15 protein-coding genes are annotated in these 19,831 nt (G+C 55.1%); 6 read left to right on the forward strand and 9 right to left on the reverse strand.

The window, feature by feature from the left end:
* Positions 1 to 54 precede the first annotated feature (54 nt).
* The 4 genes from RA157_RS11685 to RA157_RS11700 all read right to left on the reverse strand — a co-directional run bounded on the left by RA157_RS11685 (position 55) and on the right by RA157_RS11700 (position 6,288).
* The gene (locus RA157_RS11685; RefSeq protein WP_350333301.1) at positions 55 to 735 is read right to left on the reverse strand and encodes an outer membrane protein; all 681 of its coding nucleotides are present in this window, start codon (positions 733 to 735) and stop codon (positions 55 to 57) included.
* Between the two features lie 243 nt (positions 736 to 978).
* Entirely contained in the window at positions 979 to 1,620 is a 642-nt protein-coding gene (locus tag RA157_RS11690; RefSeq protein ID WP_350333302.1) for an outer membrane protein, read from the reverse strand.
* A 217-nt stretch (positions 1,621 to 1,837) separates the two neighbouring features.
* The gene (gene fdhF / locus RA157_RS11695) at positions 1,838 to 4,618 is read right to left on the reverse strand and encodes a formate dehydrogenase subunit alpha (RefSeq protein ID WP_350333303.1); all 2,781 of its coding nucleotides are present in this window, start codon (positions 4,616 to 4,618) and stop codon (positions 1,838 to 1,840) included.
* Complete coding sequence (locus tag RA157_RS11700) at positions 4,615 to 6,288, reverse strand: NAD(P)H-dependent oxidoreductase subunit E (protein WP_434058501.1); 1,674 nt, start codon at positions 6,286 to 6,288, stop codon at positions 4,615 to 4,617. Before RA157_RS11700 ends, fdhF begins: the two co-directional genes overlap by 4 nt.
* A 309-nt stretch (positions 6,289 to 6,597) precedes the next feature.
* Here RA157_RS11700 and RA157_RS11705 point away from each other — a divergent pair, with 309 nt between their 5' ends.
* The 3 genes from RA157_RS11705 to RA157_RS11715 all read left to right on the forward strand — a co-directional run bounded on the left by RA157_RS11705 (position 6,598) and on the right by RA157_RS11715 (position 11,229).
* A complete protein-coding gene (locus tag RA157_RS11705) occupies positions 6,598 to 7,338 on the forward strand; it encodes an SDR family NAD(P)-dependent oxidoreductase (protein ID WP_350333305.1) in 741 nt (246 codons plus the stop codon).
* Positions 7,339 to 7,648: 310 nt separating this feature from the next.
* Positions 7,649 to 9,325, forward strand: a complete 1,677-nt coding sequence (locus tag RA157_RS11710; RefSeq protein WP_350333306.1) for a methyl-accepting chemotaxis protein — start codon at positions 7,649 to 7,651, stop codon at positions 9,323 to 9,325.
* Between the two features lie 188 nt (positions 9,326 to 9,513).
* Positions 9,514 to 11,229: a methyl-accepting chemotaxis protein gene (locus RA157_RS11715; RefSeq protein WP_350333307.1), complete on the forward strand. Its 1,716-nt coding sequence runs from the start codon at positions 9,514 to 9,516 to the stop codon at positions 11,227 to 11,229.
* Positions 11,230 to 11,266: 37 nt separating this feature from the next.
* Here RA157_RS11715 and RA157_RS11720 read toward each other — a convergent pair whose 3' ends face one another.
* From RA157_RS11720 to RA157_RS11735, 4 genes are read right to left on the reverse strand one after another with little or no spacing between them, the layout of a single operon-like run.
* Positions 11,267 to 11,944 carry a LutC/YkgG family protein gene (locus RA157_RS11720; protein ID WP_350333308.1) on the reverse strand — a complete coding sequence of 226 codons (678 nt, stop codon included), beginning with the start codon at positions 11,942 to 11,944 and terminating at the stop codon, positions 11,267 to 11,269.
* A complete protein-coding gene (locus RA157_RS11725; protein ID WP_350333309.1) occupies positions 11,941 to 13,362 on the reverse strand; it encodes a LutB/LldF family L-lactate oxidation iron-sulfur protein in 1,422 nt (473 codons plus the stop codon). Before RA157_RS11725 ends, RA157_RS11720 begins: the two co-directional genes overlap by 4 nt.
* Before the next feature lie 9 nt (positions 13,363 to 13,371).
* Positions 13,372 to 14,166 carry a (Fe-S)-binding protein gene (locus RA157_RS11730; RefSeq protein WP_350333310.1) on the reverse strand — a complete coding sequence of 265 codons (795 nt, stop codon included), beginning with the start codon at positions 14,164 to 14,166 and terminating at the stop codon, positions 13,372 to 13,374.
* Positions 14,167 to 14,193: 27 nt separating this feature from the next.
* The gene (locus tag RA157_RS11735; RefSeq protein ID WP_350333311.1) at positions 14,194 to 15,012 is read right to left on the reverse strand and encodes a GntR family transcriptional regulator; all 819 of its coding nucleotides are present in this window, start codon (positions 15,010 to 15,012) and stop codon (positions 14,194 to 14,196) included.
* Positions 15,013 to 15,240: 228 nt separating this feature from the next.
* On the opposite strand from RA157_RS11735, the gene RA157_RS11740 reads away from it, so the two are divergent.
* The 3 genes from RA157_RS11740 (at position 15,241) to RA157_RS11750 (ending at position 18,515) form a co-directional block, all read left to right on the forward strand.
* Positions 15,241 to 16,512 (forward strand): DUF3422 family protein, encoded by a 1,272-nt coding sequence (locus RA157_RS11740; protein ID WP_350333312.1) that lies wholly within the window; start codon positions 15,241 to 15,243, stop codon positions 16,510 to 16,512.
* 80 nt (positions 16,513 to 16,592) lie between these two features.
* Positions 16,593 to 18,023, forward strand: a complete 1,431-nt coding sequence (tldD, locus tag RA157_RS11745) for a metalloprotease TldD (RefSeq protein ID WP_350333313.1) — start codon at positions 16,593 to 16,595, stop codon at positions 18,021 to 18,023.
* 285 nt (positions 18,024 to 18,308) lie between these two features.
* Positions 18,309 to 18,515 (forward strand): cold-shock protein, encoded by a 207-nt coding sequence (locus tag RA157_RS11750; RefSeq protein WP_350333314.1) that lies wholly within the window; start codon positions 18,309 to 18,311, stop codon positions 18,513 to 18,515.
* Between the two features lie 267 nt (positions 18,516 to 18,782).
* On the opposite strand, the gene RA157_RS11755 is transcribed toward RA157_RS11750, so the two are convergent.
* Positions 18,783 to 19,691, reverse strand: coding sequence for a GGDEF domain-containing response regulator (locus tag RA157_RS11755; RefSeq protein WP_350333315.1), 909 nt, complete (start codon positions 19,689 to 19,691; stop codon positions 18,783 to 18,785).
* Between the last annotated feature and the right edge of the window lie 140 nt (positions 19,692 to 19,831).

The following is a 19,831-nucleotide window of genomic DNA, read 5'->3' on the forward strand; positions in this document are numbered from 1 at the left end:
CCCGCCAGGCTTTACGGTCTGGCGGGTTCACTATTTTATCAGATATGAAGGGGATCAGCCGCCAAACAGGCCATCCAGAACCTGGTCTGTATCCATGCTGATGCCGACGCGGACAAGGTGCAGCTCATCAAATGTCGCCCTGAGTGGCAACACTGGAAAGTCAACACTGTCTTCCTCGTAGTTCACGTAGAGATATTCCGCGCGAACCCTCCATGTGTCATCGATAGCCCATTCAACACCACCACCAACTGTGAAACCATACAGGAAATCGCCTTTGCTGCCGAGGAATAGGGAAGAGTTAGTGGCCGCAAGTACCGACGTGGCGTCTACATAAGATGTGGCTAGGCCAGCTGTTACATAAGGAAGAAAACGATCATAAGTATATCCAACACGGGCACGGATGGTGCCAATATAGTTGGTATCTAACGACAGAGAACCGGCAAACTCATCCTCCAATGATGAGTATGAGAAGTCGGTATCAATCCCGACAACCCAATGGCCATGCTGCCAATTATAACCACTCATAACGCCGATTGTGACACCGTCCGCTGCATTGTGAAGAGTGCCGGAACTGATGACGCTGTTGGTTATGTTCGCATCGGAAAATATCGCTCCGCCCTTGATGCCGAAATAAGAACCGGACCAGTCGTAGGGTTCTTCAGCATTTGCGTTGATTGTCAGGTTTGAAATTAAAAAAGTGCCGAAAAATGCGGCAAGTAAAAGAAAATTATTCATGAATAACCTCAAAAAACTAGTTTTAAAAACCCCATCCTTTCTTCGTATGCGCATGCGGACAATACAATAAAATAGAAAATTGAGTAACTTGAATAAATACTAGTAAAAATTGTGAATTACATGACGATCTATACCGGAGGTATGCAGTGGAGACGGAAAGATAAGCGCTGAAAACAAGTAAAAGAAAACCCGCCAGGCCTTATGGTCTGGCGGGTTTTCCGTTTTATCTCGATGGAGACGGGATCAGTTGCCAAGCAGGCTGTCCAGAACCCAGTCTGTGTCCATGCTGATGCCGACGCGGACAAGGTGCACGTCTTCCACATCGATTTCAGCGATGCCGCCCGTGAACCGGAAATCTTCCTCAGCATAATCTATGTAAAGGTATTCCGCACGAAGCTGCCAGGTATCGTCGATTGCCCATTCAACGCCACCACCAACTGCGAAACCATAGAGAAATTCGCTTTCGCTTTCACCGCTCGCTGCAGTGGCGTCAACATAGGCAGTGGCCAGGCCAGCTGTAACATAAGGGAGGAGGCGGTCATAAGCGTAACCGACTCGAGCCCTGGTTGTTCCAATATATTTGGTCTCGACAGAAGCCGCCCCAAAACTTGTGTCCAGAGAAGAATAGGAGCTATCAGAATCGATACCAAAAACCCAATTGCCCTGCTGCCAGTTATAGCCGCTCAGAATGCCGATTGTGCCGCCATTGTCAGAATTGCTAATAGAGCCTCCATCAGTCACCTTTGTGTCTGAGAAGGCTGCGCCGCCCTTGATGCCAAAGTAAGAACCGGACCAATCGTGAGGCTCACCAGCATGGGCTGGCAGAGCTGCAGCCGCCAGAAAAGCCAATCCACTAATGGTTGAAAGAGCAAACCCGCGTGTCATTAAATTGTCCCTCGAATGCTACAATTTGAACACAACGTACAGACCTTCATAATCGATATCAATGTCCTTACGGGGCCTGAGATTGATCACGATAGAAAATCGGTTGTTTTTTACGATATGTGACAGAGTTGCATCACCCGGCGCAATCTAAACGATGCAAAAACGCCCGGAGCTGTTTTGCTCCGGGCGTTTCAGAATGATTCTGTAGGCGTCGTGCCTATTCAGCGGCTTCCTGGGCAGCTGCAGGCTCGATCTGGGCGGCGCAGACCTTGAATTCAGGGATCTTGCCGTATGGATCAAGCTGCGGGTTGGTCAGGAAGTTGGCCGGAGCTTCGGTGAAGCAGAACGGAATGAAGATCATCCCGTCTGGCACATCCCGGTCAGCACGGGCCATCAACTCAACCTCACCACGACGGGTCGAGACTTTCAGCATCTCGCCAGCGCGAACGCCAAGCTTGCGAAGCTGGCCCGGGTTCAGGTGACCGATAGCCTCAGGCTCGATGGCATTGAGAACCGTTGATGTGCGGGTCATCGCGCCCGTATGCCAGTGCTCAAGCAGACGGCCTGTGGTCAGGATAAACGGATAATCCTCATCCGGCAGCTCATCTGGCGGAACCAGGTCGGCAGGAACGATACGACCGCGGCCATCTTCAGTCGGGAAGTGATTGCCGAACAGGATCTCGTTACCTGGCTTGTCAGGTGCATCAACCGGATAAGTGACGGTATCTTCACGGTCCAGACGGTCCCAGGTGATGTTGTTCAGAGATTTCATGGTGGATGCCATCTCGGTGAACACAGCCGGGATGCCGTCATACTGCCAGTCGAGGCCAACACGGTTCGCCAGTTCCACAATCAGTTCCCAGTCCTGACGCGCCTGGCCCGGAGGAGAGACGGCAGGGCGACCAATCTGGACCTGACGGTTCGTGTTGGTGAAGGTGCCGAGTTTTTCAGCATGCGCAGAGGCTGGCAGGATCACATCCGCATGCCAGGCGGTTTCTGTCAGGAAGATATCCTGCACCACCAGATGCTCAAGCTTGGCAAGAGCGGCACGGGCGTGGTTCTGGTCCGGGTCAGACATGGCCGGGTTCTCACCCATCACATACATGCCCTTGATACCGCCAGCGAGAATGTCATCCATGATTTCGACAACCGTCAGGCCACGCTTCTGGTCAAGCGGACGACCCCAGAGGTCTTCGAAATTGTTGCGGATGTTTTCTTTCTCAACGTGCTGGTAGTCCGGATACATCATTGGAATGAGACCGGCATCAGATGCGCCCTGAACGTTGTTCTGGCCACGCAACGGATGAAGGCCTGTGCCCGGACGACCGATCTGGCCGGTGATCAGTGCCATGGCGATCAGGCAGCGGACATTGTCCGTGCCGTGCACGTGCTGAGAAACACCCATGCCCCAGAAGATGAGGGAGCGTTCGGAGGTCGCGTAGATCCGGGCGACTTCGCGCAATGTCTGGGCTTCGATGCCACAGATCGGCTCCATCGCTTCAGGTGTAAAGTCGACGATCTTCTCTTTGAGAGACTCAAAGCCATCCACATGGGCCTGAATATACTGCTCGTCATAGAGTTTCTCTGTGACGATCACATTCAGGATCGCATTGAGCATGGCCACATCGCGACCGGACTTGAACTGCAGGTGATAGTCGGAATGACGGGACATCTGCTGTCCGCGCGGATCCATGACGATCACTTTGGTGCCGTTCTTCTTGGCCTGCTTCAGATAGGTTGCAGCCACCGGATGATTCTGCGCCGGGCGGGATCCGATGATGATGATGCAATCGGAATCCTGGGCTGCGGTGAACGGAGCCGTCACGGCCCCTGATCCGATGCCTTCAATCAGAGCAGCAACGGAGGACGCGTGGCAGAGGCGAGTACAATGGTCCACATTGTTGGTGCCAAAGCCCTGGCGGATGAATTTCTGGAAGAGGTAAGCTTCCTCGTTTGAGCCCTTGGCAGAGCCAAATCCGGCGAGAGACTGACCGCTCTCACGATCCGCAATGGCCTTCAGTCCGGAAGCGGCCTTCTCCATGGCTTCTTCCCAGGTCGCCTCACGGAAGACCGAGTAAGGATTGGAGGGATCCATCCTGATCTGGGCATCTTTCGGCGCATCATCACGGCGGATCAGCGGCACGGTCAAACGATCAGGATTGTGAATGTAATCGTAGCCGAAACGGCCTTTCACACAGAGGCGGTTTTCGTTGGCAGGACCGTCGCGCCCGTCAATCTGGACAATCTTGTCGTCCTTGACGTGAACCGATGTCAGACAGCCGACACCGCAGAACGGGCAGACGGAATCAACGGTTTTCTCGGCATAAACCTCACGCTTGGTGTTGGTCTCGTCCATCAGGGATTTTTCGAACAGAGCGCCGGTCGGGCAGGCCTGCACACATTCACCGCAAGTCACGCAGGTGCTGTCACCCATGGCATCGCCGAAATCGAAGATCGGATGAGCGCCATGACCACGGTCGCCCATGCCGATGACATCATTGACCTGAACTTCACGGCAGGCACGAACGCAGAGACCGCAAGCGATACAGGCATCCAGGTTCACGGCAATTGCCGGGTTGGATTCATCCAGAGCGATCCGTTCTTTCTGCGAGAACCGACCGACCTTGCCATCGTCGATGTTCATGGCGTCGATCCATTTCCAGAAATCGGAATCCGGATCCGGGCTCTCTTCGCGCTTTGGCTGGTCGGATGCGAGGAGGTCGAACACCATCTCGCGTGCTTTCGAGGCACGTTCTGTTTCAGTTTTCACCACCATGCCGTCAGTCGGCATACGGATACAGGACGCGGCCAGTACGCGCTCGCCTTCAATGTCCACCATACAGGCGCGGCAATTGCCGTCAGACCGGTAACCCGGCGCATCTTTGTGGCAGAGGTGCGGGATGGCGACACCTTCGCGCTTGGCCACCTGCCAGATGGTTTCGTCTTTGGAAGCTTCGACTTCGCGTCCGTCGAGCGTGAATTTTACCGTGTCGCTCATTTGTAATCCTCCGCGAAATATTTCAGCAGATGCCCAACCGGGTTCGGAGCAGCCTGACCAAGGCCGCAGATGGATGCGTCACGCATCACATCGCTGAGTTCATTGATCAGATCTTCATCCAGCTCGTTCTCTTCAAGCAGCTTGACCATTTTTTCGGTCCCGGCACGGCACGGTGTGCACTGGCCGCAGCTTTCATACTCAAAGAAACGCAGCAGGTTCAGCGCGGCATCTTTGATGTTGTCCTGATCGGACAGGATGACAACTGCATGAGAGCCGACAAACGCGCCATATTTGTTGATGGTGCCGAAATCGAGCGGCTCATCACCAAGGCTTTCCGGCAGAATGCCACCGGACGGACCGCCCGGGAGATAGGCCTTGAAGGTGTGGCCTTCGACCATGCCGCCACAGGCTTCGATCAGATCGCGAGCGGTGGAACCGGCTGCGGTCAAAACGACGCCCGGATTTTTAACGCGACCGGACACGGAGTAGGAGCGATTGCCTGTTGAACCGTTTGTGCCCAGTGATGCGAACCAGTCAGCGCCTTTTTCAACGATGTCGCGGATCCACCAGAGGGTTTCCACATTGTGGTTCAGCGTCGGGCGACCAAATAGGCCGACTTCGGCGATATAAGGAGGCCGGTGGCGCGGTAGGCCGCGCTTGCCTTCGATGGATTCGAGCATCGCGGATTCTTCACCGCAGATATAGGCGCCAGCACCGCGACGCAGCTCAAAGCCAACTTCCCTGGTAAGGCCTGCTTCATCCAGTTTGGCAATCTCGGCTTTCAGAACTTCCGCAATTTCCGGATATTCGTCACGCAGATAGATATAAATCCGTTCAGCTTCCACAGCATGGGCGGCGATCAGCGCGCCTTCAAGCATCCGGTGTGGATCCTGACCAAGATAATGACGGTCCTTGAATGTGCCGGGCTCGCCTTCATCGCCGTTGATGGTCATCAGGCGCGGGCCTTCATAGGACTTCACAAAGCCCCATTTGCGGCCAGCCGGGAAACCGGCGCCACCGAGACCTTTGAGACCAGCGTCAGAAAGTGTCGCGATCAGGTCATCACCGGTAACGTCACCGGAGCGGACCTTCTCAAACAGCGCATAGCCGCCTTCGGCCTTGTAGGCGTCGAGATCGGTATAGTCAGGAATGACCGGCTTGGTGTCGCCCGCAGTCACATAGGAAAGGACGTTCTCAACGGTCGCATTGCCAACGGATTTCTTGCCGATGGAGACAGCCGGAGCCACATCGCAGGCACCCATGCAAGGAGCGTGGACAACGCGGACCTGTGATGGGTCGGTTCCCGCTTTCAAAGCCTCTTCCAGGGCCTTTGATCCGGCCAGTTCGCAGGAGAGCGAGTCGCAGACGCGGATGGTGATTGGAGCCGGTTCGGCATCACCTTCTTTTACAATGTCGAAATGGTGATAGAAGCTCGCCACCTCGTAGACTTCTGCCTGGGACAGACGCATCTCGGACGCCAGGGCGTTCATGTGGGCTGCTTTCACACAGCCGTAATGATCCTGAATGAGATGGAGGAATTCTATCAGAAGGTCGCGCCGAAGTTCCTGATTTCCAAGGAGTTCGCGGACCTCTGCCAGCGCCTGCTCATCGAGCTGGCGACCTTTTGTGAAGGCTGATTTCTTCACATTGGCAAGATTGGACCGTTCCATTTTCATAATTATAAAAGTTCCAGGCTTTGGTGGATTTGGCAGTATGAATTGCACAGGCAGCAATCCCCGGCTATCCAATTTCCGGCGATTAGAAGGCGCATTTGTCGAAGCCTGACCGATTGAAAGGTGCGGCGAAGATTCACAGCTAAACCTGACTCATGCAGTTGGATTTTTTGCCCTGCTGCGTGACTTTCATGCTAGAACAGCTTTTGGGAGGAGCAGGTCGGGTCTTGCATAAGGCTTTACCTTGACAGGTAAACCGGACAGGCCGGGCGCTGAATCCTTCTGTTTTCAAAAGGTTGAGAGTCGATGAGCAAACGGAAAACTCTGGTTCTGACAGGCGCAAGCCGTGGTATCGGTCATGCGACAGTGAAGAAGTTCTCAGCCGAAGGCTGGCGGGTTATTTCCTGCTCTCGTCAGGCTTTCTCCGACAAGTGTCCGTGGCCGTCCGGCCCTGAGAACCACATTCAGGTGGACCTGTCTGATCCCGACAACCTGGGTGTGGCCGTGGCGGAGATCAGAAACCGTCTGGCTGATGAGGGCGGAACACTGGATGCCCTTGTCAACAATGCCGCGATAAGCCCCAAAGATGAGGATGGTCAGCGTCTTGATTCCGTGACGACCCAGATGCATCTCTGGCGGACTGTTTTCCAGGTGAATTTCTTTGCGCCCATCATGCTGGCACGCGGCCTGTTCAACGAGCTGAAAGAAGCCGGTGGATCAGTGGTCAATGTAACGTCGATTGTCGGAAGCCGTGTTCATCCTTTCGCGGGAACCGCCTATGCGACTTCAAAAGCCGCGCTTGCTTCGCTGACCCGGGAAATGTCTGCCGATTTCGGCCCGCATGGCATTCGTGTGAATGCCATTGCGCCGGGAGAGATCGATACGTCCATCCTGTCCCCGGGAACAGAAAAGCTGATCGATTCGATCCCCCTCAGACGGCTTGGCAGCACAGAAGAAGTCGCCAGTACAATCTTTTTCCTGTGCTCGTCAGCTAGCTCCTATGTGACGGGATCTGAAATCCATATCAACGGCGGTCAACACGTTTGACGGTTGTGGCGGGGTTTGCTCACCTGCGTTTAAAGCACCAAACCTTTAACTTGAATTGATGGCGGTGCTTTAAGAATTTGTTTTTGCGCGTGCTTCTGAAAAGTCTATCAACTTTTCAGAAGCACGCTGTAATTGTAGAATTCCTCCCGAGCGCGTGCCGGTGCGCTGAATCTATCAGGGGAATTACTTGGGTTTTTGATGGGTGCTGAGGCTTCAGCAGAATAATAATTCTTTCCGGCTGATACTTAACTCAAATTTTAGTAAATTAGGCTGATGATCTCCGCCAAGTAACAAGTGCGGTGGGGTAACTATGCGTTTGACTATCGGGGCACGTCTTCTCGGACTGATCGTGATCTTTGCGATTGGTCTGGTTTCTCTGAGCGGCTTCCTGCTCTGGCATACGGATCAGAACCTGAAAGCTCGAAAGATGAATGAGCTTCAGGGGATCGTTCAGACTGCCATGGGTGTGATGAATGATGTGGTCCGCCAGCAGAAAGAGTTTCATCTTGATGACATGACGGCTCAGGCAACGGCCTTTGATGCGATCCGGGCCATGCGTTATGGCACCAATGGTTATCTCTGGATCCATGATCTCAACCAGGTCATGCTGATGCACCCGATCAAACCGAAGCTGGAAGGCCAGAACCTCACTGAGCTGAAAGATGCCAATGGCAAGTTCTTGTTCCAGGAATTCAACAAGGTGGTCAAGGCAGAAGGCGGCGGCATTGTCGATTATATGTGGCCGAAGCCGGGTCAGGAGAACCCGTCCCTGAAACTGTCCTATGTCGCCTATTTCGAACCATGGGATATGGTCATCGGAACGGGTGCATATCTTGACGATATCAGCGCGACCTTCTGGGAAGCGGCCAGAATGGTCTTCCTTGGCGGTACGGTTATCGTTCTGCTCTGTCTTGGTCTTGGCTTTGCCCTGTCACGTTCGATCACCAGACCGATTAGCACCCTGATTAATGACATGACCGCTCTTGCAGACGGCAAGACGGATGTGGCGCTTGTCGGTATGGAACGCCGGGACGAAATCGGTGACATGACCAAGGCCGTCGCCGTCTTCCGGGACAATGCACTCGAAAATGAGCGCATGGCTGAAGAGCGCAAGAAGAACCACATTGCCCGCGACAAGCGTCAGGCGATGATCGATGAGCTGGTTCATAATTTTGATACGGAAGTGGGAAGCGTCCTCGGTGAGGTAGAGAACCATTCCCGCTCCATGGAAGAAACGGCCCAGACCCTCACCAGTATTGCAGATGGCACATCCGGTCGGGCGAATTCTGCAGCCGCTGCCTCAGATGAAGCGTCCGGCAATGTGCAGACTGTGGCATCGGCTGCGGAAGAATTGGCAGCCTCCATCGAAGAGATTGGCCGTCAGGTCGGCCAGACCAAGCGGATTGTCGGCGAGGCTGCTGAAGCTGCCGGGGCTACGAACCAGAAAGTATCCAGCCTCGACACCGCCGCCCAGAAAATCGGTGAAGTGGTCAATCTCATTCAGGATATCGCCGAACAGACCAACCTGCTGGCCCTGAACGCCACCATTGAGGCGGCCCGCGCCGGTGAAATGGGCAAGGGCTTTGCGGTTGTGGCTGCAGAGGTGAAGGAACTGGCGAACCAGACCTCCAAGGCAACAGAAGAGATTTCCTCGCAGATTTCCGGCATCCAGGGTTCCACCAGGGAAGCGGTTGAGGCGATTGAAGCGATTGCCAAGACAATGACGGATGTGAACGAGTATACCAACTCGATTGCGGTTGCTGTTGAACAGCAGGGAGCTGCGACGGCAGAGATCAGCCAGAATGTTCAGCAGGCGGCAGCCGGCACGCAGGATGTCGCGCAGAACATGGCGGGTGTGACCACGTCTGTTGCGGAGACCAGTCAATCTGCGGGGCAGGTTCTGAGTGCCTCCCAGGCGGTTACAGGGCAGGCCACCAGCCTCAGACAAACTGTTGCGCGCTTCCTTGAAGGTGTAAAAGCGGCCTAGGTTGCAGCCTAAGGGAAAATCCAAGTATAAGAATAAAAAAGGTCGCTTATGCGGCCTTTTTTTTATGCAGTTGTTTAAGGAATAATTATCCTATTGTGCACAATATTGGCACTGATTTCTTCAGTGCAAAGCCATTTCATTTCAAGCTGCACTGTCTGGCATATAGAGATTTGGGGTAGGGGACTCTAATGAGCGTTTTCTGGAGCAAATTGAATCTGACAACCAAGGTAACCAGCGTGGTTGCCCTGATGGTTCTCGTAACTGCGACTGCTGTAGCTGGTGTAACCGTCAGCATCATCAACAGTAAGGTGAAACAGGACGTGATTGACCGCCAGCGGGCCAGTATCCGTGTCGCGGCTGAAGTTCTGGACCGGGCTGTTGACGGTGTTGATATCAACTGGTCAGCCGATGGCCAGGTCAACCGGGTGATCATGTCAGAAATTCCAGTTTTCAACGATCATGTGATGATTGACAGCATTGGGCGCACCACAGGTGAGACAGCAACGGTCTTCGCCTGGGATGACGAGACGCGTGACTTCTGGCGCAAGACGACCAACATCAAGAAAGGCGATGGCAGCCGAGCTGTCGGGACGCCGCTTGGTCAGAAAGGCGCTGTTTATCCGGTGATTACACAGGGTAAGACCTTCGTTGGAGAAGCCGTCATCCTCGGAATCCCGTATTACACGCTTTATGAACCGATCTTCACCCCTGCTGGCAAGACCATTGGTATCCTCTATGTAGGCATTGAGAAATCCCATGTTCAGGCGATTGTTGGTGATATTGCCAGCGGTCTTCTGTTGGCAACCCTGGCGGTTGGTACAGGGCTTCTGCTCGCAGCCTTCTTCGTGTTCCGCTCCATGCTGCGTCCGATCCCGACCATGACCGGCATTCTGGAAGCACTCGCCAACAACGAAGCTGATATGGATGTTCCTTATGGTCAGCGTGGTGATGAAGTTGGCAACATGGCACGTGCGATTGCTGTTCTGAAAGATAACAACCAGCAGCGTCTGAACCTTCAGTCCCAGAGCGAAGAGGAACAGCTGGCCCGTCAGAAACGTCAGGGTCGCATTGATGATCTGATCCAGTCCTTTGACCAGGAGGTCAAGTCAACGCTTCAGGCTGTCGGCAGCAATTCTGTTGAAATGGAAGAAACAGCACAAACAATGACCGGCATTGCCGAAAGCACAGCAGGTCGGGCAACATCTGCAGCAGCAGCATCCGAACAGGCGTCCGCCAACGTTCAGACGGTTGCGTCAGCGGCTGAAGAACTGGCTTCTTCCATTGAGGAAATCGGTCGTCAGGTTGGTGAAACCAAGCGCATTGTCGGCAGTGCAGCCGAGGCGGCAGGAGCAACCAATCAGAAGGTCTCCAGCCTCGACACGGCCGCCCAGAAAATCGGTGAAGTGGTCAACCTTATTCAGGATATCGCCGAGCAGACCAACCTGCTGGCCCTGAACGCCACCATTGAGGCGGCCCGTGCTGGTGAGATGGGCAAGGGCTTTGCAGTTGTTGCCTCAGAGGTGAAAGAACTGGCGAACCAGACATCCAAGGCGACGGAAGAGATTTCTTCGCAGATCTCCGGTATCCAGAGCTCGACCAGAGAAGCGGTTGAAGCGATTGAAGCAATTGCGCAGACAATGACGGATGTGAACGAGTATACCAACTCAATTGCGGTTGCTGTTGAGCAGCAGGGCTCGGCGACAACAGAAATCAGTCAGAATGTTCAGCAGGCCGCAACAGGCACGCAGGATGTAGCACAGAGCATGTCTGATATGACCAGCTCGATTGCTGAAACCAGCCAGTCAGCCGAACAGGTGCTGTCCGCATCCCGTTCCGTGGCTGGTCAGGCTGATACTCTGGAAAAAACCGTTGCGCGCTTCCTTCAGGACGTGCGCGCCGCATAAACCGAGCGGTACAGCAAGACGTTTCAACGGGGCCTTGTTAGGCCCCGTTTTTCGTGATGATGAAGATGTGCAGGTTTTGCGGGCCATGGGCACCGAGAACCAGCTTCTGGCCAATGTCGGCGGACCGGCTCGGCCCGGTAATCATGTTCACCGTGCGCGGCATGTCGGGTGCTGCCTGACGCAGGCGATCCCATGCAGCTTCCATGCTCGCCACCAGATCCTCCGCATCAAGCACCACCAGATGGTCCTCGGGCAGGAAGTTCAGACTGGTGGGGTTGGCATCCCCGGACGTGAGGATCAGTGTACCTGTCTCCGCAATCCCGGTGTCCGCGTGTGACAGGGTGACGAGATCCGTTCCGTCTGATGGGCCCGTCATACGCTCAAGTGTTGGAGCTTGTGACCAGTCAGGTTGTGTCAGGCGGTCATCAGAACCCATACGCAGCTTTGGTGCGCGATTGTGATCTCTCAGCCAGTTGGCAACGGCAGCAGGCAAGTCATCATAGGAACCGAGTTGCTGAACCGTGGCAGCGACGGCCTCAGCCTTGGCCTGAAACAGGTTGATCTGATCTGTAAGGTCCAGATAGCCGCGTTTCGGCACAACGCCTCTCACGGGCGTTTCGAGGCGGGCTCTGACGACAGCCTCTCGATGGTTGTCATCGGTCGGGACTTTCAGAGACCGACGCAGTTTCCCGAGAATGTTTTCGCGATTGATCATCGGTTCTTTCTCCGTTCAGCCCACAAGGCCTGAAAGGTCTTGCCCTCTGGCGCGGGGAGGTCTCTGTGTCTGGTCCAGCCACCAGCCAGCGGCATCTGCCGGAAACGACCGCGTCTGCGTCCCAGGCGGCCCATCACAGCCATGGCCATGCGTGTGCCGAACTGATAGAGGCGGGGGCGCTTGGCGGCAAAGGCCCAGAGACCGAGGGCCGAGCGCTGTGTTGCCGGATTGAGCTTTTTCTCAAACTCCTGTTCCCGCCAGTGACGCATCATCTTAGGCAAAGGAATTCTCACCGGGCAGACAGACTCGCATCGCCCGCAGAAGGTGGAGGCATTCGGCAGATGCCCTGCCTTATCAACCCCAATAAGCGACGGGGTCAGAACAGAGCCCATCGGACCCGGATAAACCCAGCCATAAGCATGCCCGCCCACAGCCTGATAGACCGGACAGTGGTTCATACAGGCCCCGCAGCGGATACAGCGGAGCATGTCCTGATACTCGCTGCCGATCATCTCGGAGCGGCCATTGTCCAGCAGAATAACGTGGTATTCCTCTGGCCCGTCCGGATCGTCAGCACGTTTGGGGCCGGTGGAGAGGGTCGTGTAGACCGACATTTCCTGACCGGTCGCAGACCGACCGAGCACCCGAAGAAACTGGGCTGCGTCATCCAGTGTTGGAATAACTTTTTCGATAGAGGCCAGAACGAGATGAACACGGGGCAGAAGCTGGGTAAGATCGCCATTTCCTTCATTGGTGACGATCACTGATGTGCCGGTCTCGGCGATCAGGAAATTGGCACCTGTAATGCCCACATCTGCAGCAAAATACTTGTCGCGAAGGATCTTCCGGGCTTCCTGCAGAAGGGTCGGAGCTTCTTCCAGATTCCGCTCTGCATCCAGATGCGTATGGTGCTCCCGGAAATCATCGGCGACCTGGTCCTGGGTTACATGCAGGGCAGGGGCAATGATATGGCTCGGATGTTCCTTGCGAAGCTGAATGATATATTCACCCAGATCGGTTTCGACCGGGGCAATGCCATTCTCCTCGAAAAACTCGTTCAGGCCGATTTCCTCGGAGATCATCGATTTGCCCTTGGTGACCGTTCTGGCGTTTTCCTTCCGGCAGATCTCAAGGGCGATACGACGGGCATCCTCTGCGGTTTCGGCCCAGTGTACGTGACCTCCGGCCTCGGTCACCTTCTTCTCAAAGGCTTCCAGATAGAGATCAATATGCGCCAGGGTATGGTTCTTGATGTCCCGCGCACTGTCGCGAAGACTTTCGAATTCCGGCAGCTCGCTTGCAGCCTGAGCCCGTTTCGCAACAAAATTGCCTTCGACGACGCTCATGGCCTTCTGCAGGTTGACGTCCTCAAGGGCTTCGCTGGTATTGGTCTTGAAGGTGGGCGACTGAATTTTCATCAGGGCCTCCTATTGTCCCGTTCCTGATGTCTTCGGCTGACCGATCGCTGGTCCGTCTGCCATATCGGCAAGCACTTCGGCCACATGACGAACCTCGATGGCTGACCCCTCCCGCTGCAGCTTGCCCGCCATATTCATCAGGCAGCCCAGATCACCGGCCAGCAGCGTTCCGGCCTTTGCCTCACGGATGCGGCTGGTCTTCTTCTCGACAATGGCATTGGAGATATCCGGATACTTGACACAGAATGTGCCGCCAAAGCCGCAGCAGACATCCGGTGTCTCCATTTCCTTCAACGTCACGCCATCAAGGCCCCGAAGCAGCTTGCGCGGCTGCTGCTTGACGCCCATTTCCCGCAGGCCCGAACAGGAGTCGTGATAGGTGACCGATCCTTCAAACCCGCTTTCAACCTGCTCAATGCCAAGCACGTCGGTCAGGAAGCTCACCAGTTCATGAACCTTGTCCGAAAAGGCTTTGGCCCGCTCATGCCAGACCGGGTCATCGGTGAAGAGCTCCAGATAATGATGCTTCAGCATCGCACCACAGGAACCGGATGGAGCGACCACATAGTCGAACGGTTCAAAGGCCGTGATGACCTGCTCGGCGATGGCGCGTGTGTCCTTGCGGTCACCGGAATTATAGGCTGGCTGCCCACAACAGGTCTGCGCTGCAGGCACGTCGACAACGCAGCCCGCATCTTCCATCAGTTTAACGGCGGCAAAGCCGACTGTGGGGCGAAACATGTCCACCAGACATGTGACAAACAAGCCGACGCGCGGTGGCGCCTGTTCAGATGAGGTCGTCATAAGTGTTCGGCTCTCGCTTGCGAGTGATTATTCAGCGGCCGGTTTGCGGCGGCGCTGTGCTGGTTGCGGCGTTGACAGGAAGGATTGCCGTGCCATTTCAAGACGCAGGTCTGAAACCGTCTGCCAGGATGCCATTCTGTCTGCATCACGCATGGCGTCCATGACATAGGTCATGTGGTTTTCGGCAGCCAGCCGTGCCCGGTCGGCTGCACCATCCATTATCGCCTGATAAATGGCTGTATGCTGTTTCAGAAGATCATTCCGCGACCCGTCATGAGCATAAAGGCGGGTTCTGTTGTAGAAGACACCGTCCGCCAGGAGGCGGTAATAGGCGCGCAGGGTATGCATCAGAATAATGTTGTGAGCACATTCGCTGACAGCGTTGTGGAACTCCACATCCAGGGTGGCCTCAATCCACGGGTCCCGCTTATCGTGGGCCTCGAGCATCTGCTCATGGATATGGGTGAGGATGGTCTTGTCTGCTTCCGTCGCCCTTGAGGCGGCATAATAGGCAGCTGTGCCCTCAATATCCCGGCGAAACTCCAGATAATCCAGAAGCGCCTTGGGATGCTCACTGATGAGATCAATCACCGGCTGGGAGAAGACGCTGCCGATGACGTCGGCAACGAATGTGCCTTCACCGTGACGGGATACGAGAAGACCTCTCTGTTCCAATTCCTTGAGAGCTTCCCGCAGGATGGGGCGGGACACATCCACTGTTTTGGACAGTTCTCTCTCGGATGGCAATTGGTCGCCAGGGCGCAGAATTCCCTCAAGAATAAGGGATTCAATCTGCCGGACAACGGCATTTGATGTCCTGTCATGCAAAATTTTTCGGAAAACCATAGGCTCTCGCGTGTTCACATCAAAAGTGCAGATAACCTGCATGTTCGAGTATCAGTTTATTCAGTTGTGGCCAAGTGGTCAATTAATTTGTCCACTATATTGCGGCTGGTGAGGCTATCTGGCAAAGCAATCTGACAGCTTGAGATGCGATAGGGTCGATACTGTGCCTTGTGGCGGTGTCGGAAGCTGCGTTAGGGTCAAAACAAAGGAAAGGGTCGGGGATCAGTAATGGTGGCTTTGAGTTTTGAGGATCATGAGGAGCGGGCCGCTCTTCTCGGCGAGGTTCATGCCCGTCCCTTCCGGCTTGTGGCGGGGAAGCGTGTGTTCCTGCATATGGCTTTCATGGTCAATCAGGATGAACTGGCTCGCGACAGGGCTTTTATTGACAAACTCTCTGCCCAGAACGGCCAGCCGGGGCCCGGTTCCAGGCGTTATCATGAATTGCAGGTTCAGGGCGGCATGCTGCGCTGGGAGGCCCATTCCGAGTTTGTGTCCTACAGCTGGGATGCCCCGACGCCGTTTATTCAGATTGCCGATATGGCGCATCCGTTCGGTAATGGCTTTCAGGCTCCGGGACGCCTGGTCTCTGCCACCCGCATAGACCTCAGTGATGATACTGGAGCCTGTCAGAAGGCCATCGACGGGCTGGACCCGGCATCGCTTTGTATTTCTTCGGTCCATGGCGGAAAGGCACAGATTGCCACGGATTTTCGCCAGGATGGTGATGGGTTCACCCACATTGTTGTGGTTGATGGCGGGTTGGAAACCTCCCGCGCCGGTGCGCTCGTACAGCGCCTGCTGGAGATTGATACCTATCGGGTCTTTGCCCTGTTCGGTTTGCCTGAAGCTCAGCGGGCCGGGCCGGAAGTCGCTGGCATCGAACAGGCTCTGGTCCGCATCACCGAGGATATGAAAACCACCGGCGGCCTTGAAGACAATAACCGGCTGCTGACAGAGCTCACAATTCTGGCTGCGCGACTGGAAGCGGTGGCGGTTGCCGGGCTTTACCGGTTTGGGGCCAGCCGTGCCTATCATGAAATCGTCCAGATGCGTCTTGGCGCGATTGAGGAAACGGTTCTGCCGGATCACGAAACCTGGGGGGCGTTTCTCAATCGTCGCCTGATGCCCGCCATGCGCACCTGTCATTCCATTGAGGAGCGCGAGGCGAACCTGTCCCGCAAGCTTGAGCGCGCCGCAACCCTGCTCAGAACCCGCGTGGATGTGGAGATGCAGAGCCAGAACCGGGATCTGCTTGAAAGCATGAACCGCAGAGCCAGCCTGCAATTGCGCCTGCAACAGACTGTGGAAGGCCTGTCTGTGGCCGCTGTCTCTTATTATATTGTCGGACTGGTGGCGTATCTCATCAAGGGCAGTAAGGGATTGGACCTGCCGGTCAGTCCCGCTGTGGCCACGGCCCTGTCCGTTCCTCCAGTCATCCTTGCAGTTTGGTGGATGGTAAGGCGCATCCGCAAACATCATGATGATGGAATAGAGAGCTGACCCATACAGTTCCGTTTGCAGGGGGCAGGCCTTTGCCCTATCTGATAATGATGTCTCTACAGCCAGGACAGGATTGATTCATGACTGATGCTCACACCGCCCCTGATTTGCTCAGCCTCGGAGATCTGGACCGTGATCGCGCGTCCCGAATGGTTTCAGAGGCCCTCAGGGGGGCGGATGATGGGGAGCTGTTCCTGGAATACAAGCAGTCTGAAGGCCTGGTCTTTGATAATGGGCGCCTGAAGTCGGCCAGTTTCGACACCAGTCAGGGAATGGCGCTGAGGGCGGTCGCCGGAGAATCTGCCGGGCTGTCCCATTCCAACGAGATCAGCGAAGCCAGTCTGAAGCGCGCGTCAGACTCGGTGCAGGCCGTCACATCCGGCTATTCCGGCACCTATGCAGCCGCGCCTGAGCGGACCAATATCAGCCTTTACAAGCCGGACAATCCGCTGGGCGGTCCGTCATTTGAGGAGAAAGTCCGGCTGCTTGAAAAAATTGATGCCTATGCCCGCGGCAAGGACAGCCGGGTTCGGCAGGTCACGGCATCCATGGCTGGCACATGGCAGGTGGTCGAAATTCTGCGGGCGGACGGGCAGTTCTACAAGGATATCCGTCCTCTGGTCCGCATCAATGTGTCTGTGGTGGCCGGTGACGGGGATAAACAGGAATCCGGCACCTATGGCTTTGGCGGCCGATCCGGTTTCGGGGAATTTCTGGCAGAAAACCAGTGGCAATTTGCGGTGGATGAGGCTTTGAGACAGGCGCTTGTCAATCTCGATGCGGTTCCCGCACCTGCGGGGGAACTGGATGTGGTGCTCGGTCCGGGCTGGCCTGGTATTCTGCTGCATGAAGCGGTCGGGCACGGGCTCGAAGGGGATTTCAATCGTAAGAAAACATCGGCTTTTGCCGGTCTCGTCGGCCAGCGTGTGGCAAGCCCGGGAGTGACTGTGGTCGATGATGGGCTTCTTCAGGATCGTCGGGGATCGCTTTCCATCGACGATGAGGGAACACCCAGCCAGCGCACGGTTCTGATTGAGGACGGTATTCTGGTCGGCTTCATGCAGGACAGGCAGAATGCCCGTTTGATGAACACCGTATCCACGGGCAATGGCAGACGCCAATCTTATGCCCATATTCCGATGCCGCGTATGACCAACACTGTGATGATGGCTGGCGATCATGCACCGGATGAAATCCTGTCATCGGTCAAGGATGGTATCTATGCAGTCAATTTTGGTGGCGGTCAGGTGGATATCACATCCGGCAAGTTCGTCTTCTCCTGCACGGAAGCCTACAGGATTGAGAATGGTCGCCTTGGTGCACCGGTGAAGGGTGCCATGCTGATCGGCAACGGACCGGACGCCATGACCCGTGTGTCCATGGTCGGCAACGACATGAAACTGGATACCGGCATTGGCACATGTGGCAAGCAGGGGCAGGGTGTTCCTGTTGGTGTGGGGCAGCCAACTCTGCGGATTGACGGGCTGACCGTTGGCGGAACAGCTGCCTGATAAAACGTCGGTGAGTGCCGAAAAAGCGTGCATTTGCAGTGTCGTATTAGTCGAAAGTCTAATGATCCATAAGTCTGGCTCGGCAATTTGGCCTACTTTTTCGCGATCACCCCGTCTTTAGGCTTGCACGGTAGCTCTGAGAGCGTAACATGCCCTCGTCAGTCTCCGATGCCAAAGCGATGTTGTCGGTAACCGAAAAGATATCCCTTCGGATTTTCTGTAGGCTGAAATGTAGAACTTCGGCGATATCATCGCCAATGGATGGACTATAGGGAGCCCACGGAAGTGAAACGCGGCACGGTTAAGTGGTTTAATACAACAAAAGGCTTTGGCTTTATTACCCCAGACGGAGAGAACAAGGACGATTTTGTTCACATTACAGCCGTTCAGCGATCCGGCCTGACCGAATTGCAGGAAGGGCAGCGCCTTGAATATGAACTTCAGGAGCATCGCGGACGGTTCTCGGCAGCAGAACTGAAGCTGATCGACTGAAGTCAGTCTTCCGCTGTATAGCAGCGCTCTACACAAGTTGCAGTCTCGACCGTTCCTCTGTCGGGACTCGTTTTGCTACAGCGTGCTTCTGAAAAGTTGATAGACTTTTCAGATAAAAGTTCGCGCAAGATAAGGTCTGAAATTGTGCTTCTGAAAAGTTGATAGACTTTTCAGGAAAAAGTGCGTTCGGAAACAAAGAGATAGGGCGTTTGGGGTGACTCCCTTTCCCGTAAAATCTCTAATGAATTCCGCTCGGTGGACTATGCTTTAGGAAGCTGTGGCTTCGTCGGTTTCGCGAAAGGCAGCGACCCGGTTTCGGCCATTGTTCTTGGCGTGATAGAGCGCCGTATCAGCCTGTTTGAGCAGCTTTGTCAGGCTTTCTCTATTTGTCCAGACACTGACGCCAAAGCTGCATGTACAGCGCACCGGACCGGTTCTTGTCTGGATTTCCAGCTCTTCAATCTTCTGGCGATAGGTTTCGGCCAGAGATAATCCGCCGTCCAGAGACGTGTCCGGAGAGAGAATGGCGAATTCCTCACCGCCCAGTCGTCCCAGAATGTGCCCTGTATCATCACAACCGTCCCGGCATATATGGGCAACGGCCTTGATAACCTCATCTCCCACATCGTGACCATAATTATCGTTGATCGATTTGAAGTGATCGATGTCAAACATCATGGCCGAAACGGGCGTGTCATCCTCGTTGCTTGAAAGATGGTCCTCAGCCTGCTCGAAGAATGCCCGGCGATTAAAGATGTCGGTCAAAGGATCCCTGGTGGCAAGGCGCACAAGCTCGTTCTGCATATCGATAAGCCGCTGGGCCGCGCGAATACGGGCGCGCAGTTCTTCATAGACGGGAGGCTTGGAAAAAAAGTCGTCAGCGCCACTGTCGAGCGCCTGGATAAGCTGGGTTTTCTCCGTGGTTGACGACATGGCAATCACGTAGATAGGGCGGCGGGACTGAGCGAGGATCCGTGTTTCCCAGCAAAGCTCCAGGCCGGATTTTCCAGGCACTTCAAAGCTGGTTATGAGCACGTCTACCGTCGGGTCTGTCGCGATTTGTTCATAGGCCTTCTGGCCGTTTGTAAAGGCCAGAACGGAATGGCCCTGATCTTCAAGCAGCTCAGTCAGCAAGCGCAGGACAACCCGGCTGCCGTCAACAACAACGATATGCATTATAGTCTGTTACCTTCACGGAACGCCCAATTCCGCCTCGTGCGATTTGCCCCTCAAGATAGATGAGCAGCCCGCGAATCGCACAGCGCAGGCCATCAGTCACACCATGTTACTACTTATGGTGTCGGGTCGCATGAGCA

The sequence above is a fragment of the Coralliovum pocilloporae genome, from assembly GCF_030845175.1.
Classification (GTDB): Bacteria; Pseudomonadota; Alphaproteobacteria; order Rhizobiales; family Cohaesibacteraceae; genus Coralliovum; species Coralliovum pocilloporae.